Here is a 17,199-nt window from a genome sequence, read left to right as displayed (position 1 = left end):
TGATAGATAAAGATGTAGGAGTATAATTCTTTATACTTTCGCCTCTCTTCCATCTCAAACTAAATCCTGCTAACTTGCTTAAATGGCTTAGACTTTCCAGCCACTTCTTTCGTTAACGGGGCAGTACATCATGAAAGACATCCTCAAAAACTATAGACGAAGACTCCTGAACCTCGGCTCCGGCAACAGGGCCCTGGTATTGCTGCGCCTGTACCGGGAGCTGCACCTGGATGTGGAGTCGCTGGATTTTGTGAATGGTAAGCCTGCCTTCGAGGTGCTGGAGAAGCTGCTGAGCGGCAAGAAAAAGATCACCTTGAGCCCTTATGCCGATAGCCGCCACGCACCCGTTGCTGCTGTGAGTCGCCGGCTGCGGTTTATAAAGCGCAAGGCCGAGATGATCTTTGAGGAGCGCGGCAGCAAGGAACTATACCTGGGCTGGCCTTTCGTGCACGGCAGGTTCTCGGATGGTACGGCTGTACGGAGCCCACTGCTGTTCTTCCCGGTGAGGCTGCAGGTAAATGCGGCGCAGGAGTGGGAGCTGGAGCCCGACGAGGCGCAGCCACCGCAGTTTAACCAGAGCTTTCTGCTGGCTTACGCGCACTACATGGGCACACCGCTGGCCGAGGAACTGCTGGAGCTGGACCTGAGCACACTGCCGCAGCACCCGCTGGAGTTCCGCACCAAAGTATACGAACTGCTTAAAGAGCAGCAGCTAAGTATAAATGCCGGGCGTGAGTTCTTCACAAATAAACTTAAAGCCTTTACAGAGTATAAAAAAGCCGACTATGAGGCCGAACTGAAGCCAGGGCAGCTGCAGCTGGAGCAGGAGGCGGTGCTGGGCATTTTCCCGCAGGCTGCTTCCCACTTGCTATCGGATTACGACGCGCTGCTGGAGCAGGAGGAGCTGCAGGAGATGGAGCAACTGTTCGGGATACCCGAGGCAAGTATAAACCTGAGCACGCAGGCGCAGCATACTTTTACCGCTTTTGCCATGGATGCCTCGCAGGAGGCGGCGCTGCAGGCGGTAAAGCAGGGGCAGTCGGTGGTGGTGCAGGGGCCGCCGGGCACAGGCAAATCGCAGCTAATCTGCAACCTGGTGTCGGATTTTACGGCCAGGGGCAAGAAGGTGCTGGTGGTGAGCCAGAAACGCGCCGCTTTGGATGTAGTGCACAAGCGGCTGTCGCAGCAAGGATTGGGAGGTTTTGCCGCCCTAGTGCACGACATCAACGCCGACCGAAAAGCCATCTTCAACCAACTGCGCGAGCAGATAGAGCAGCTGGACGAATACAAAAAGCAGAACCTGGCGCTCAACAGTATTTACACCGACCGTACGTTTCTGGAGGTAAGCCGCGGCATCAATAAAAACCTGGAGAAGCTGCAGAACTTTAAAACCGCCCTCTTCGACATGAGCCGCTGTGGCTGGTCGCCGAAAGAGCTGTATTTACGCAGCAGTCTGCAGCAGCCGCACATTCTGCTCAGCCCATACTTCAAAAACCTGACTGCTGAAACCGTAGCAGAGTTTCTGCCGCGCCTTCGGCAGTACCTGGTAAAGGCTATTCCGTGGCAAAAAGAAGACTTTGCGTGGAAGGAGCGCCGCAGCATGCAAAGCTATACTTTTCAGGAGCGGCAGGAGCTGGAACAGGTAATTAAGGCTTTGCCGGAGGAGTACGCAGATCTGCAACAACGCATCAGCGACCTGAGCGGCTATACTTTTGTGCTGGATGAGCTGCCAAAGTATACTTCAGCCCTAGATAAAATAGTACGGTTGCAGGAGCTACTGGGGCAAGAGGACGTACTGCAGGCGCTGCAACCTTTGCTGCAGCGGCAGGCGGAGCCAGGCGAGCTGCAAAAGGAGGTGCTCCGGCTGAAGGCGCTCTACCTGGTGTGTCCGGCGCCGGATGCAGCCATTGCCACCGAGGATCTGGTTTCGGTAAAGGCGGCCGTGGCCAAGTATGAGGAGCAGCAACAGCAACTGTTCGGGCGCATTGCCTGGTACTTCGCCCCCGAAAAGCGACTACTGAAGAAAGCTTTAGGCAAGTATAAGTTAGAGCTGGATGAGGCGGGCATGGGCGAACTGCAGCGGCGGCTGGAGCTGCGCCAGCAGGCGGTGGAACTCATGCAGGGCATCAACCAAAGTATAAAATCAGGCCTGAAGATAACGCAAAACTCAAGCGAAGTGCTGCAAAGGCTGAAAGCGGTAGAAGAAGCCATACAAGCGCAAAAGCTGCTGCGCCAGCTGCACAAAGAGCAGGTGCTGCACGACAAGCTGTTAGGCATTGTGCAGTTGCCGGAGCACCTGCAGGCGCTTGCCCAAAGTATAAATAAAGCAGGGAAGAAGCATACAGGCTGGCTGAAGTGGCTCACAGAGGCACAGGTAATCCGGCTTACGCAGGAGGAGAAGTATAAAGTGGCGCTGCTGGAGGAGCTACCGGAGGTGTTTGAGCATCTGGTGGCTTTCGATGCGCTGCTAACTTCCTTTACCGGGCCCGAGCGTAAAGTAGCGGAACTGCTGCAGGAGCAGGGAATAGCAACGGCAGCGGAAGGTGAGGCGCTCCTGCTAAACAGCCTGTACCTGGCCTGGCTGCACGAGCTGGAAGGGCAGTTTCCGGAGCTGCGCATGCCTAGTAACGGCGAGTTGGAGCGGCTGGAGGGGGAGCTGCAGCAGTTGCTGCAGCAAAAGCAGGAGCTGAGCCAGGAGATTGTGCTGTCGCGGCTGCGGGAGCAAGCGTACAAAGATATGGAGGTAAACCGCCTGGGCAACCCTGTCACGTATCGCCGCCTGCACGCGCAGGTAAGTAAGAAGCGCAGCCTGTACCCGCTCCGCAAGCTGTTCAGTATGTTCTCAGAAGAGGTGCTGGATCTGGTGCCCTGCTGGCTGGCCTCACCGGAAACGGTATCGGCGGTGCTGCCGCTGGAGCGTTGCTTTGATCTGGTGATTTTTGACGAAGCCTCGCAATGTTACGCCGAAACAGGAATACCGGCGATGCTGCGCGGCAAACAAGTAGTAGTAGCCGGCGATGCGCAGCAGCTAAAGCCATCTGACATTTACCGTGCCCGCTGGAGCGGTGCAGCGGGAGAGAATGAAGTGGAGGAGCTGTCGGCGGAATCGTTGCTGGAGCTTTGCGGTTTATACTTGCCGCAAACTATGCTTATGCAGCACTACCGCAGCCGCTACCCCGAACTGATAGAATTCTCAAACCGCTACTTCTACAAAAATAAGCTGGAGCTGATACCGGAGCTGCTGGATGCCAACGCGCGTCAGCCAGCCATCACCTTCGTGAAAGTACACGGGCTTTGGCAGGATAACCAGAACCTGGCCGAGGCGCAGCGGGTGGTGGAGCTGGTGCTGCAGTACCTGCAGGCGGGGCAGGAGGAGCTAGGCGTCATCACCTTCAACTATACCCAACAGATGCTGGTGCAGGACCTGCTGGAGGAGGCGGCGCAGCAACAAAACATTACCATACCTGCCACCGTGCTGGTGAAGAACATCGAGAATATTCAGGGCGATGAAAAGGAGGTGATCATACTTTCGGTTGGCTACGCGCCGGATGAGAAGGGCCGGATGGCTATGCAGTTTGGCAGCCTGAACCAGAGTGGCGGCGAAAACCGCCTGAACGTGGCCGTTACCCGCGCCAGGCAGCAGGTGGTGGTGGTAAGCAGCATACGTGCCGAGCAGCTGCAGGTAGAGCACACCGTGCATGCAGGGCCGAAGCTTCTGAAAGATTACCTGCACTACGCCCAGCAGGTGAGCCGCCGCTATTTTGAGTACGAGCCGAAGCAGGAGTGTATGCCTGCCCAGGTGCCGCTGCTGAAAGAGGTGCTGGCGCAGCAGGTGCCGTACCTTAAACAGGAAGTACCTTTCGCGGACCTGACTTACATGAAGAATGCCGCCTACCAGGGTGTGGTGCTGACAGACGATGATCTGTACTACAGCGCCCTCTCTGTTCGGCACACGCACGCTGATATTCCACGGCTACTACAGCAGCGCCACTGGCCGTACAAACGCGTGTACAGCCGCCAGTTCTGGGAGAAGCCCGAAAAAGTGTTGGAAGGACTTAAAGGGACTTCAAAAGTTAGAAAGCTGAAGAGTTAGTGCAGTAGAGGAGTTGAAAGCAGGTGTAGCGTCTGCATGTATACTTCCGGCTTATCAAATCCGTACAAAATCTCTAACTCTTAAACTCCCAAACTCTCTAACTTAAACCAGTGCTCTACAAAATATTTACGGTCTACGTTTACCTCCAAACCCTTTTCTGCGGATGCGGGCCCGATAAGCGCAACGGTGGCTTTGAGAAACCTGATTTTAAGTATAAACTGGAAAAGATAGCACGGCTTGATGAGCAGGTGCAGGAAAGTTCCGGGCTTGCCCACGCCCAACAAAGCACCTTCTGGACCCACGGCGACGGCGGCACGCCCGCAGCCCTCTATCGCTTTAACCTGAATGGCGACCTGCTGCAGACAGTGCCGCTGGAACTGCAGAACCAAGATTGGGAAGATCTGGCCGAGAGCGATGAACAGCTGTTTATCGGCGACTTTGGCAATAACCTTAATAACCGCCAAAACCTGCAGATCCACATCCTCAACAAGCAAAATTATACTTTAGGCGGTACGTTATACTTCTCTTTCGAGGATCAGAAGGAGTTTCCGCCAGGCAAGGACAAGCAGTATTTTGACCTGGAGGCATTTTTCTATTCTCAGGATTCGCTGTACCTGTTCACCAAGAGCCGCGGCAAGAACATGCAGCTGAAGCTATATACTTTGCCGGCGCAACCCGGTACGCATGTGGCGCGGTTGCAGCAGAGCTTGCCAATCAGCACCATGGCCACCGCCGCCGCTCTCTCACCGGACCAAAAGCAGTTTGCCGTACTTGGCTATGGTAAAGTATACTTGTTTGAGGTGCAGCACGGGAAAGTTAACCTGAGCGGCAAACACTACTGCCTGAAAGCAGGCAAAACCGGCCAAGCCGAAGCCATACTTTATACCTCGGATAATCAGCTGCTTATCACCAATGAGAATGGTAAAATATTCAGGTTAGCGCTAAAGCGGTAGAACTTAAAGCATGGCTTGGCCGCCTCAACCAAAACCAAATAGCAATCTACTATATTAAAATCGCCGTAAGAAGTAGTATGAACTCAACGAAGACAAAACTATGCATACAACGATATTAGTAACAGGAGCCACAGGAAATGTGGGCCGGGAGGTAGTGAAGCAACTGTCGATGCTGGATGGCGATATACGGGTACGGGCCGGGGTGCACTCCATTATTAAAGGCGAGAACCTGAAGCGCCTGCCGGGAGTGGAGATTGTAGAAATGGACTTTGAAGATCCTGAGTCGCTGCACGCAGCCTTTACGCACGCAGATAAGGTTTTCCTGATCACACCTTTTGCAGATGATCAGATAGAGATGGCTAAAACCCTAGTAGACGAAGCGAAAAAAGCTGGTGTAAAGCACATTGTGAAACTCTCGGCTTTAGGCGCTCATGCAGAACCGGGCATACAACTAGGCCGCTGGCACCGCGAAATTGAAAAGTACATCGAGCAAAGCGGCATCAGCTATACTTTTCTGCGCCCAGCCTCTTTTATGCAGAACTACATCAACTACAATGCGGCAAGTATAAAAAGCGAAGGTAAGTTCTATCAGCCTATAGGCGAGGGTAAAGTAAGCTACGTAGACACCCGGGATATTGCCGCAGTAGGAGTGGAGGCACTGACCAGCGAAGGGCACGAAGGTAAAATTTATGACATTACAGGCCCGGAGGCGCTCTCGAACTATGAAGTGGCGCAGCTGCTAAGTGAGGTAACGGGTAAGCAGGTGGAGTTTGTGGATGTGCCAGAGAGTGACGCTAAAAAAGCCATGACCGAACAGGAAACGCCAGAATGGATGGCTGATGCACTGCTTGAGCTGTATAGTGTGCAAAAAGCAGGGCATTCTGAGAAAACAACAGATACTGTAGCACAGGTTACCGGGCGCAAGCCTCATACCATGCAGCAGTTTTTGCAGGACCACAAAGACTGTTTTATATAAAGCAGCTTTAGCTGCAACCCAGAATTAAAGTATAAAAAAACCTCCTGACTTTATCAGGAGGTTTTTTTATACTTAATGATATAATGACTAGTCTAAGTCACGGTAACGATCGCTGCGGCGTGTTTGGTAACCGCCTTGCTCTCTGTCTCTGTTAGAATCTCTATCTCTGTTGGAATCTCTGTCGCTGTAGCCACGGTAGTTCTCGCGTGAGCTGGAGCCGCGGTTGTCGCTGTAGTAGGATGTGCTGCTGTCCATAGAGCCGTATCGGCTTTGGTCGCCGCCATAACCGCCCTGGTTTTGGCCGCCAGATCCGTAGCCGCTCTGCCCGTAACGGTTAGAGTAGTCACCTTGGTTAGAGCTGCTTGAGCCGTAGCCACCTTGGCTGCGGTTAGAGCTTCCGGAGCCGTAACCACCTTGGCTGCTGCTACCTGAGCCATAGCCGTAACCGCCGCTCATGCCGCTGCTGTAGTTGCTGTCTCCGTAGCCGCCTCTGTCTCTATCAGAAGATGATCGGCCGGAAGAGCCATAGTTGGAGCCTCTGCTGTAATCTTGGCCATAATCGCTACCTTGTGAGCCATATCTGCCAGAGCGATACTCATCATTATAAGAGCCTCCTTTAGATCCATAGCCACCCTGGCTGCCGTAGCCGCCCTGCATAGAACTTTGAGAATCCCAGCCGCGCTGTGAGCCACGGTCATCTCTGTCATACTCGCTCATGCCTCTGCTGGAGCCATAGCCCATGGATCCGTGGCGGTCTCTGTCGCCGTAGCCACCCTGGCTGCTTCTGCCAGACCCTGATCCGCTCATGCTGGAACCATAGCCCTGCTGTCCGCCACGCTGGCCGCTCTGAGATCCGTAGCCGCCCTGCTGTCCGCCACGCTGGCCATAATCACCCTGGCCATAGTTTTGCTGATAACCGCCTTGGCTGCTGCCTTGGCCGTACCCGCCGCTCATACCTTGCGATGATGAGCCGTAGCTACCGCCGCCCATGCCCTGGCTGCCGTAGCCGCCCTGCATGCCATACTCCTGCGAGGCCGATCCGTAGTTGCCCTGTGAGCCATAACTCCCCTGGCTACCGTAACCGCCCTGGCCGCTCTGTTGGTTATAGCGCCCCATGCCGCCCTGGTCGTTCATTACGCCATAGCCACCCTGCATGTCGCCTTCGCGATCCTGGTAGCCGCCCTGCATGCCGCCGCGGCTGCCGTACATGTCGTTAGAGTCTTGGTCTTGAGAGCGCATACGGTTGCCTTCCATGCCGCCTTGGTTGCCATAGTTGTAGCCTCCTTGCGATCCGTACTGGTTAGACTGAGAGCTGCCGCTCTGTGATCTTTGCCCTTGGGAAGAACCGTAGCCGCCCTGTGATCCTTGGCCACCGTAGTTGCTCTGAGAACCATAATCGCTTTGATAACCATAGCCTCCCTGACTACCATATCCTTGGTTTTGGTTACCGTAGCCTTGGTTCTGGCTGTTTTGGTCTGACCCCTGGAAGCTTTGCGATGAGCCGCTCGTCATGGAGCCATAGTTGCCGTATTCTGAAAGGTTTTGATTGCGGTCTGAGCTGGATGAGCTATCAGAGCTGCCACTGCCAGATTTTGCAGAGGTGCTGCTGGTTGATTTTCCATCTTTCTTAGATGTTGAGCCAGACTTGGCTTTTGAGCTAGAAGACTTGGAAGTTGAGCCAGAGGTCTTGCTGCCTGATGTGCTGCTCTTTGGCGATAAACTGGAGCTGCTTGGTGATGAGCTGGAGCTGCCACTAGTGCTGCTGCTACCGCTTGAGCTATTTGATATGTTACCTGATGTAGATGACGATGACGACGGGTTGGTGCTGCTAGATGAGCTACCCGACGATAGGTTGGAATTTTGATCCGTGTTCTGATTTTTCTCAGTCTCTTTCATAGTTCTGATCTCCTTAGTTTATTATTGACGTTTATTAAGTTTGCTATTTCCCTTTTTGCTATAACCCAATGCCGCGGGAGCATGATTCCGGCAAAGGATTTATGTTGCTGTTGCACTAAAACATTCCGTGATAGTAGGGCTTTTTAAGTGTAACAGAACGTTTTAGCTATACGAACCCCACGACACATGGTTATTGCTATATCGCAGTGTTGCATCTCAGTTCTATCGCAGTAAATATGGCCTTACAGTGTAAGCCGAAAGTTGGCGGGCGCAGTGTTTCCTTGCTTAAAGTATATGCCCAATACAACATTTAGGAGCAGGTTATTTGGCCAAGGCAGCAGGTAAGTGCTTGATGATGTTTTTGTTATTTATTTGTAGTGATATTTGCTGCTTATCCGGAAGTTATACTTACCTTTGCTCATAATTATTAATTATCATTACAATGAAGACAGGTAAAGTAAAATTCTTTAACGTATCAAAAGGTTTCGGTTTCATCGTAGAGGATGACACTAATCAAGACATCTTCGTGCATCAGTCAGGCTTGATCCACGAAATCCGCGAGAACGACCGTGTTTCTTTCGAGGTTAAGGATGGCAAAAAAGGTTTGAACGCTATCAACGTAGAGAGAATCTAAGTTAAGCGCTATCAATAGCCGATAGGCATTGTAAAGTCTTTTACCCGCTCAGTAACCTGGGCGGGTTTTTTATTTATAGGCTATTTCCGTTCTACTTCTCTTGGTTACGTTCTTCGCCTTTTTCCAGCCCCTCCTGTATCAGCTCTTTCGCTTCCTGTTTGTCTTCCTGGTCAGCGAGCGGGTGCTCCTGCTCCTGTTCACGTTGCGGCTCATAGTTTAGAGTAATTAGCATCGGGAAGTGGTCTGAGCCAAACTTCTTGAGGCGGCGAAGGCTTACCAATCTAAAGGCAGGGTCGTAGAACACATGGTCCAGGGGGTACCGAAACACAGGTACAAAGGCGTTATAGGTGTTATAAAATCCCCGGCCTACACGCGGGTCAATCAAGCCGCTGATTTCCTTAAATAGCTTTGTCGTTTTAGACCAAGCCACGTCGTTTAGGTCGCCGGCCACTACAGCAGGGTAAGGAGCCTTTTTAGCTTGTTTTGCCACTAGCAGTAGTTCGGCCTCGCGGGTTTCTGTGTTTAGCATCAGGCGGGGTGGCTGCGGATGCACGGTAAACAGGCAGAATTTATCTCCGCTACGCAACTCTATCACCATGTAAAAAGATGGGATGCCGTCTTCCACCAAATACCTGATCTCGTTTTCGTGCAGCTTATTTTTGCTCCAGAACAGCATGCCGTACGTGTTGTCTAGCGGTTTTTTTATGGAATAAGGGTACTTCTCGTCAAGCTCTTTGCAAACATGGTCGTGCCACTCGTGGCCCGGCTCATTCATGATGATCATATCTGGGTTGGCTTCTTTTACTCTCTGCAGAAACTTATCATACTTCTTGTTTACCATCCGCACGTTTGAGATCATCAGAGTAAAAGCGTTCTTCGGGTTTGCCTGTTCAGTGCGCTTCGCCTCTACCTTCTTAAGCGGGGTAAAATTGATGATATAACGCAGCTCATTAAGTATGGCCGCTAGCCAAACTAGAAGCATGGCAGCATCGGCAGGCCCTTGTGCCCCATACATGCTTATGTAGACTACCAGCACAACGGTTAGCAGAACAGCTACGTGCAGCCTAGGAAAATCCATGATGCGAATCCACCAAAGCGGAGTGGTAATTAGAGGCAGAAACGAAAATAGGGTAAATGTAAAACCAAGTATAATGAGTGCAGTTTGCATGTAACGAGGGTGCTTTTAAATCGAATTATTTTGCATACTATTGCTGTCATAGAATAGTTGCTTACACTAATTTTTACGTGTTTCTGCTTAACCAGATTAACTTATACTTAAGATATGTAAATTAAAAACCGCCCCGGCTTCTCCTTAAAGGCTGCCGGGGCGGTTTTATACTTTTAAAAGCTTTGGGTGAGGCTATTTATCAGTTGTGTTTGTGGCTACGCGCACTCCAACTGCTTGTATGTTCAGTAGAGGGTCGCGGCGCATGTATTGGGTTAGCTTGAGCTTATACGTACCTGGTCTGCTAAATTTAATATTGTCAATCGCCAGAGCCTGCAGGTCATACGTGTCGCTGGAGCCGTCGCCCAGCGGCTTGCCTGTTTTTGAATCCATTAGCAGTATTTCAAGAAGCTTGGAGGACACTTGCGTACTATCCGGCCCCAGAAGCTGGTGGCGCAGATACAGGTTGTAGTAGTCATACTTTAGGTTATACCGCACGTTAAAGTATACATCGTACACCTGGGTGGTATCCTTAATGTCGAATTCGAAAACAGGTGCATTGTCTACGTACCAGTTTCCTTCAGGCATGTCAATGTTCTGCTCATATACCCTTGCAGGGTCGCAGGCGGAGAGCAGCAGCACGAGTGCCGCTGCCCACATCCTTACAAAATTATGCATCAGTGCGTGGTGGTTTATTGCCTTGGTCTGGTTTCCTGCCTCTAAACGGTTTGCGTGAGCGGCTTTTGGGGCGCTGGTTGCTGCTGCTCTGTGGCTGCGACCCTTTTTCTGAAGCGTTACCGGAATCCTGCGCCTCTGGTCGCGGACCTGATGGCTCACGTTTTTCGCGACGCTCCCGTGGCTCACGACGCTCCTTAGGCTCACGCTGCTCTCTCGGTTCACGCTGATCTCTTGCCTCACGCTGCTCACGTGGCTCAGCACCTTCCTGGCCTTCCCTGTTTTTGTTTTTATTGCGAGGTGGCCGTTGGCGACGTGGCCGCTGCTGCTGCTCCTGTTGTTCAGCGTTGTCTTGCGGTTGTGCCTGGCGCTCCTGCTTTTCTCTTCTAGGTTGAGGTGCCTCAGCCGTTTTTTCTGACTGCTGCGGCTGCTCTGCTCCAGTTGGTTTCTTTTTCTTCTTTTTCTTCTTTTTCTTGTTCCTGAACTTGTCATCCAGGCGCTCCAGGTTGCCTTCTACCTGCGCTACAAACTCGTTCTGTTTCGGCTCTTCCACAGGCTCTGTAAGAAGTGCCTCTACAGCAATGCCTTTGGCGTTCTGCTCCAGTATCTCCTGCACACGCTCTACCGGTACCGGGTACCAGTTGTTGTCGCCTTTGTAGCCAAACCACATCATGCGTTTAAAGATGTCGGTTTTCTGAAGTATGGCATCTCCCTGCTGCGTCTGCAAAGGCCGGTTAACCGTCGGGATATCCTTAAGGGCATCCATGTACGTTTCTAGCTCATAATTGAGGCAGCACTTCAGGCGTCCGCACTGTCCGCTCAGCTTGCTTGGGTTAAGCGAGAGGTTCTGGTAACGAGCCGCCGTTGTAGATACGCTCTTGAAGTCAGTTAGCCAGGTGGAGCAGCACAACTCACGGCCGCACGACCCAATGCCGCCCAAACGGCCAGCCTCATGGCGCAGGCTTATCTGGCGCATCTCCACGCGTATTTTAAACTCCTCGGCCAGTTTCTTTATCAGGTCACGGAAATCCACTCGGTCGTCGGCAGAGTAGAAGAAGGTGGCCTTGCTTCTGTCGGCCTGGTACTCCACATCCGATAGCTTCATCTTAAGCCCCAGCATGTGTATGATCTCGCGGCTGCGATACATGGTGGTTCCTTCCTGGTCGCGGGCTTCGTTAAACTTCTCCATGTCGCGCTCGTTGGCGATGCGGTAGATGCTGCGGATCTCTTCGTTGTTATCCACTTTCTTCTTGAGCATCTGCAGGCGCACAAGCTCCCCTTTTAACGACACGAAGCCGATATGATGGCCATTTGGCACATCCACTACCACTGCATCGCCGGTTGTCAGGTCCAGCCGGTTTATATTTCGGTAAAAGTCCTTGCGGCCTCCTTTAAATCTTACTTCTATAATGTCAAACTCCTCAAACGACGTTGGTATCTCCATATCGCTGAGCCAGTCGAACACGTTTAAGCGGTTACAGCCTCCCGTGCTGCATCCGCCGTTGCTTTTGCAGCCACCTGGTTTGGTGTCAGTGCTGCATCCGCCACTAGAACATGAACTACATCCCACAATTTTATCTCCTTTATATAGCTAGGCTAATTCTTGTTTTCGAAATCAGTTAATTAACAAATATACTAAATTTTTAGGCTTTTGCTTTTGCGGCTCCCAAAAGTACAAGTATGGCAACAATGCATTGCCGGCTTTGGTGCCGCCAGCCCCAAGCAAATGGCTATTTACGAAAAAAGGACAGCATTGCTACAGGCTGGGAAATAAAGTATAATTTTAAGGGATGCTTCGGAAGTTACTGTCTCATGCGGCAATCTATGGCCTGGCTGCGCAATTACCGCGCGTAGCCGGTGTGCTGGCCCTGCCCATCATTACGCCCTACCTCACTACCACCGATTATGGCGTAGCCGGAGTGGTAACAGCCTACGTTACGGCGCTCAGCATTGTGCAGTCTTTGGGGCTAAGCGTGGTGATGGTAAACGCCTATGTTAAACACCCGACCAAGTACAAATGGGTGTGGCGGCAGGTGCATGGGTTTTTTATACTTTGGTCAGTAGTGTATAATGCAGCGCTATCTCTTATGCTTTATTTTGGCATTCCAGAAGAGGCCACAGTGTATCGGTGGGAAATTATACTTTTGCAGGTAGTGCCGGCTTTTTTGTTTAATCATACTGTATTCTTTGGTGTTTTCTCCTACCAGATGCAGCAGCGGCCTTTACCGGTAGCTGCACAGTCGCTGTTGGTGGGGGCCTTAACTCTCGGCTTAAATATTTATTTCATAGCTTATCTGCACCTGGGGTACATGGGGTGGTTTTACTCTGGCTTTGTAGGGGCGTTGGCGAGTTTTCTGATGTTCCTGTATCCCGTGTATTGGCTGGAGCAACTTTGGCCAATCTTTAAGTTCAGAACTTACCGCATTAAATCATCTCTTCTAGTTAGTGTCCCTACCATTCCTTACCAGTTTTCTACCTTTCTCTTAGATGCATCTGATAAGCTGGTGATGGATGTGTTGCGGGTACCTTTGCAGCGAATTGGCTTCTATAACATTGCCTCTAGCTTTGGGTTATATTTTTCGGCGGCATCGCACGCTGTAGTACAGGCGGCAACTCCTATTTACATGGATCTTCTTGCAAAGCCAAACTCTGGTTCTGCTCAGGCAGAGTTACGGCGTGCTACTTTTTCGTTGCAGGGTTTGTTTCTGTTGGTTACAAGCCTGGTTTCTCTTTGGATGAAAGAAATTTTCTTGTTTCTCATTAAGAATGAAAGCCTGCAGGGCGCTTACTCTTTAGCAATCATTATATTGATGGGGTATAACTATAGGCCAATGCATCTGGCAGTTATCAGTGTGCTCACCTACTACGAAAAAACAAAAGAGCTTTGGAAAATCTCAATTATAGCAGGTGCCGGAAATGTGCTGCTTAACTTGATTTTTGTACCGCTATTAGGAATAGAGGCGGCTGCTTACACAACTTTTGTAGCCTTGATGTATATGGGTTACAGCGGATTCTTTCTGAAAGAGTACAGGAGCAGCCAAACATTACAATATTACCCAATGGTTTGGCTTTGCCTAACAACTCTGGCTTTGATAGGAATGTACTTTGCTGTTGACCTATCACTGTATCTCAAGCTGATTCTTACAGCCATTGTGGTTGTTGGAGGAGCTGTTTCTATGCTGATCTTTGGTAAGGTTGCTCTGAGAGGTGCAACTAGATAGCTTGAGATGCTACTTTATAAGCCCGTTATATAAATTTAGCAGTTGAGGTGCCACTGCCTGAGTAGAGAAGCGGTTTAAAAAGTCTTGTCTAATTTGAAGGCTGTCATACTTCTGATAGTTGGTTATAAGAGATTGCATGGCTTGAGTAAGCTCCTCAATGTTGTTTTTGTCAACCAGTATACCATTGAAAGGTGTAACTGTTGACTCAGGTCCGCCGCACTTGGTGGCAATAATTGGTTTGCCGCACGCTAAAGCCTCCACAAAAACAATTCCCATAGATTCGTACTGACTCGGCAGTACGAAAGCATCGCAAGACTGAAACTCACGCAAAGCATCTTCCCGGCCGACATCTCCTAGCCATACTATGTTAGCTTCGATACCTAATGTACTGGCAATATGCTTACAGGTATTTAAAAAAGGACCGTCTCCTCCAATCCTTAAAAGAACATCTATTTTTGCGTCCAACAGTTTTTGGGCCGCATACAAAAGCAGATCAGTTCCTTTATTCGGTGCAATATAGGACAGGGCAAAAAAAGTGAATGGTTCTTTTGGTGTAGCTTTTATTGGGCTTGGGACAAATACATCTTCATCCACAAAATTAGGTATAACTACAACGTTCCTGATTCCCTGGCGTTCCATAAGTTCTGCCTGATAAGAGCTAACGGCTACATTAACAACAGCTTCTGAATACGGTTGCCTGTGGGATGCTGATAGCATCCCGTCTTTATTCTGTACTAGAGGATAAGGAAACGGTCCCATATGTTCTGTTATACAGTATGGTTTTTTTGTTATGCGGGCCACTTCCATGGCAATCATACCTGCCGGAAATCCAACATGTGCGTGAATGGCATCAACTGCTCCATAATCGGACTCAAAAGAATGAAGATTTTGCAGATTAGCTTTAATTAGTCCTTTCATGTTGCCGCCCAATATCTTTTTTGTCCAGGTAAAGGTAGGGCTGTGGTATACTTTTAGATTGGGCAAAAGAGGCGTTATGTAAGGAGAGGTGCTTGCTCTCACATATTTTTTTATGTTCTTCAGGTGATCTTTTAACCACAACAGAAACTGCTCATCTTGCTGCCCCCATGCACTTATACCCACATTTACAGATGGGTAATAGCGGCAAAAAGCTTCGGTTTGCTCTTTAAGCATAACACCGCTAATAGGATGATCTTTAGAGGGGTACCATGATGGTATGACAAATATGTTCATTGGGATTAGCCCTCAGCAGACTTTGTTTGATTTACGTTTAGCGACAGGCACAAAAATAAAGAGACAGCTTTACAGTTGTCTCTTTATTTTGCTAGTTCAAATGCAATCTACGGCTTCAGCACCACCTTCACACAGTTATCTTCCTTCTTTTTGAAAATATCGTAGCCATGAGCTGCCTGGCTTAACGGCAAAGTATGGGTAATGATATCGTCCAGCACAACTTTGCCCTCCTGCACAAGCTGCAGCAGGTGGTCAATGTATATTTGCACAGGAGCCTGTGTGCCTTTTAGGGTTACACCTTTATCGAACCACCTGAAGATTGGGAAGTTGTCATAGTTGGAACCGTAAACGCCTACAACACTCACAATACCTCCCCGACGAACGGCCCGCAGGCAAGTCTCCAAAACTTTGGGAGTGCCTTTTTCCAGGTTAATGACTGCCTTGGCCTTGTCTAGTATACTGCGGTCTGCCTCCATACCCACGGCATCAATGCAAACATCCGCACCGCGGCCTTCGGTCATGTCGCGCACCAGCTGCACCACCTGCTCCTCGTCTTCCCAGCGTATGGTTTCTGAGTTGGCAGATTTTTTTGCCATATCGAGGCGGTACTGCTGCGGGTCTACGTTTATTACTCTGGAAGCTCCTCTGATCCACGCTGATTTTGCTGCCATAATACCAACAGGGCCGGCCCCGAAAATCACGACAGACTCACCGCCTTTGATATTACCCCAATCAGCAGCAGCCCAGCCTGTCGGGAAAATATCGGTCAGGAAAAGCACTTGCTCATCTGTCAGGTTGTCTGGCACAACACGTGGGCCGTAATCGGCAAAAGGAACGCGCACGTACTCTGCCTGGCCGCCCTGATAGCCACCGTATAAATCTGTGTAACCAAACAGGGCAGCTCCTTTCTCTGTCAGAAAGCCTCCGTCAGGGCCGTAATTAGAGTTGGAGTTTTCACACTGTGTCGGCCACTGGTGGTTACAGAAAAAGCACTGGCCGCAGGCAATCGGGAAAGGCACCACTACACGATCTCCCTTCTTCAGGTTTTTTACGGCAGGTCCAACCTCTTCTACTATGCCCATAAACTCGTGGCCCAGCACCATATCCTTCATCTGAGGCACAAAGCCATCCAGAATATGCAGATCGGAGCCACAGATGGCAGTAGAAGTTACCCGGATTATAGCGTCACGCGCATCTTCTATTTTAGGGTCATCAACAGTTTCAACGCTTACATCATTGATTTTGTGAAAAACAAGTGCTTTCATAGCTTCTGATTTTAGTTTTGGTACATGGCTTAGTACAATAAGCCTAATAATTTAATTAATAAATGTTTAACGGTTTAGCATTTAAGTAGTTATAAGCCAAAAGCTGCGGCGCTGGCAAAATTGTGGTTTTGCTACAGTAGAAAGCTTTATTTTGCCGTAGAAGTTTACCAAACTCATAACTGATGGTGATGCCTGATTTCCGTTTCTCTTTTCTTCAGCAAAAAGACCTGCCGCAGCTCCGCGAAACCTTTCTGGCAGCCTTTGCCGATTATGTAGTGCCTGTTCAGCTGAATGAGGAGCAGCTAAAAGACAAGGTAGAGCGGGAGGGAATTCAGGCCAGTTTTAGTGTAGGCGTGTTTGTGGGGAAGGAAATGGTGGGGTTTATACTTACCGGACTGGGAGAATGGCACGGCAAACCTGCAGCTTACAATGCCGGCACAGGTGTGGTCCCAAAGTGTAGAGGCTATAACCTTACGCAGCAAATGTATGATTTTCTGCTGCCCAAGCTACGCGAAAGCGGTGTGGAGCAGTGCCTGCTGGAGGTGATTCAGGAAAATACGCCCGCTCTTAAAGCCTATAAAGCTATCGGTTTTGAAATTGCCCGCTCCCTAAGTTGTTTTCGGGCAACAAAAAACGAGCTGCTGCTAACCCGAGAAACTGAAGATATAGCTATAGCCCATCCAACTCGACCTGACTGGAAAACCTACTGTTGCTTTCGGGATGTGGAGCCTACCTGGCAAAACGACAATCACGCCATCAAAAGGAGCAAAGCACAGGCGCAAATTTTGGAGGCCCGTAACGCACATAATGAGGTGGTAGGCTTTATTTCCTTTTTGAAGAAGAATGGTGCTGTGGCGCAGTTGGCTGTTGATGAGCTTTGGCGCGGTAGAGGTATAGGCACGGCTTTGCTACGGGAAGCTGTAAACCAAATCGAGGCAAAATCGCTTATGTTCATCAACATAGATGATGCTGCTACTGATATGATCGCGTTTTTGGAGCGACGACATTTCAGGCTTATGCTGAAGCAGTATGAAATGCTGATGAACATCGTGTAAAGAAAACAGGCAGCTGTGTTGCCGCAGGTTTAATGCGTACATTTGCAGCTTAAA

At 50.1% G+C, this 17,199-nt stretch carries 13 protein-coding genes; 7 read left to right on the top strand and 6 right to left on the bottom strand.

Annotated features, from left to right (window positions below; translation table 11 throughout):
- The first annotated feature begins 130 nt into the window (after positions 1–130).
- From Q1B04_RS03255 to Q1B04_RS03245, 3 genes are all read left to right on the top strand, one after another.
- Positions 131–4,093 carry an AAA domain-containing protein gene (locus Q1B04_RS03255; RefSeq protein ID WP_299755488.1) on the top strand — a complete coding sequence of 1,321 codons (3,963 nt, stop codon included), beginning with the start codon at positions 131–133 and terminating at the stop codon, positions 4,091–4,093.
- Positions 4,094–4,203: 110 nt separating this feature from the next.
- Complete coding sequence (locus Q1B04_RS03250; RefSeq protein ID WP_299755486.1) at positions 4,204–5,046, top strand: hypothetical protein; 843 nt, start codon at positions 4,204–4,206, stop codon at positions 5,044–5,046.
- A gap of 100 nt (positions 5,047–5,146) precedes the next feature.
- Entirely contained in the window at positions 5,147–6,022 is an 876-nt protein-coding gene (locus Q1B04_RS03245; protein ID WP_299755484.1) for an SDR family oxidoreductase, read from the top strand.
- Between the two features lie 87 nt (positions 6,023–6,109).
- Here the strand turns inward: Q1B04_RS03245 and Q1B04_RS03240 are convergent, their stop codons facing one another.
- Entirely contained in the window at positions 6,110–7,534 is a 1,425-nt protein-coding gene (locus tag Q1B04_RS03240; protein WP_299755482.1) for a hypothetical protein, read from the bottom strand.
- Between the two features lie 34 nt (positions 7,535–7,568).
- On the opposite strand from Q1B04_RS03240, the gene Q1B04_RS03235 reads away from it, so the two are divergent.
- Positions 7,569–7,886 (top strand): hypothetical protein, encoded by a 318-nt coding sequence (locus tag Q1B04_RS03235; protein ID WP_299755480.1) that lies wholly within the window; start codon positions 7,569–7,571, stop codon positions 7,884–7,886.
- A gap of 474 nt (positions 7,887–8,360) precedes the next feature.
- Positions 8,361–8,552: a cold-shock protein gene (locus Q1B04_RS03230; RefSeq protein ID WP_025609190.1), complete on the top strand. Its 192-nt coding sequence runs from the start codon at positions 8,361–8,363 to the stop codon at positions 8,550–8,552.
- A gap of 91 nt (positions 8,553–8,643) precedes the next feature.
- On the opposite strand, the gene Q1B04_RS03225 is transcribed toward Q1B04_RS03230, so the two are convergent.
- The 3 genes from Q1B04_RS03225 to ricT all read right to left on the bottom strand — a co-directional run bounded on the left by Q1B04_RS03225 (position 8,644) and on the right by ricT (position 11,836).
- A complete protein-coding gene (locus tag Q1B04_RS03225; RefSeq protein ID WP_299755476.1) occupies positions 8,644–9,720 on the bottom strand; it encodes an endonuclease/exonuclease/phosphatase family protein in 1,077 nt (358 codons plus the stop codon).
- 192 nt (positions 9,721–9,912) lie between these two features.
- Complete coding sequence (locus Q1B04_RS03220; RefSeq protein ID WP_299755474.1) at positions 9,913–10,395, bottom strand: gliding motility lipoprotein GldH; 483 nt, start codon at positions 10,393–10,395, stop codon at positions 9,913–9,915.
- Complete coding sequence (ricT, locus tag Q1B04_RS03215) at positions 10,388–11,836, bottom strand: regulatory iron-sulfur-containing complex subunit RicT (protein WP_299756190.1); 1,449 nt, start codon at positions 11,834–11,836, stop codon at positions 10,388–10,390. Before ricT ends, Q1B04_RS03220 begins: the two co-directional genes overlap by 8 nt.
- Positions 11,837–12,182: 346 nt before the next feature.
- Between ricT and Q1B04_RS03210 the strand changes: the two genes are divergently transcribed.
- Entirely contained in the window at positions 12,183–13,613 is a 1,431-nt protein-coding gene (locus tag Q1B04_RS03210; protein WP_299755472.1) for a lipopolysaccharide biosynthesis protein, read from the top strand.
- Between the two features lie 9 nt (positions 13,614–13,622).
- On the opposite strand, the gene Q1B04_RS03205 is transcribed toward Q1B04_RS03210, so the two are convergent.
- Both Q1B04_RS03205 and Q1B04_RS03200 read right to left on the bottom strand, forming a co-directional pair.
- Positions 13,623–14,765 (bottom strand): glycosyltransferase, encoded by a 1,143-nt coding sequence (locus Q1B04_RS03205; protein WP_299755469.1) that lies wholly within the window; start codon positions 14,763–14,765, stop codon positions 13,623–13,625.
- 167 nt (positions 14,766–14,932) lie between these two features.
- A complete protein-coding gene (locus Q1B04_RS03200) occupies positions 14,933–16,090 on the bottom strand; it encodes a zinc-dependent alcohol dehydrogenase (protein WP_299755467.1) in 1,158 nt (385 codons plus the stop codon).
- Positions 16,091–16,272: 182 nt separating this feature from the next.
- On the opposite strand from Q1B04_RS03200, the gene Q1B04_RS03195 reads away from it, so the two are divergent.
- On the top strand, positions 16,273–17,145 hold the full coding sequence (locus Q1B04_RS03195; RefSeq protein WP_299755465.1) for a GNAT family N-acetyltransferase: 873 nt from the start codon (positions 16,273–16,275) through the stop codon (positions 17,143–17,145).
- Positions 17,146–17,199: the final 54 nt, after the last annotated feature.

Origin of the sequence: uncultured Pontibacter sp. (genome assembly GCF_947495565.1) — a bacterium.
Classification (GTDB): domain Bacteria; phylum Bacteroidota; class Bacteroidia; order Cytophagales; family Hymenobacteraceae; genus Pontibacter.
Note: the sequence above shows the minus strand (reverse complement) of the source record. Positions and strands in the feature narration are given on the sequence as shown.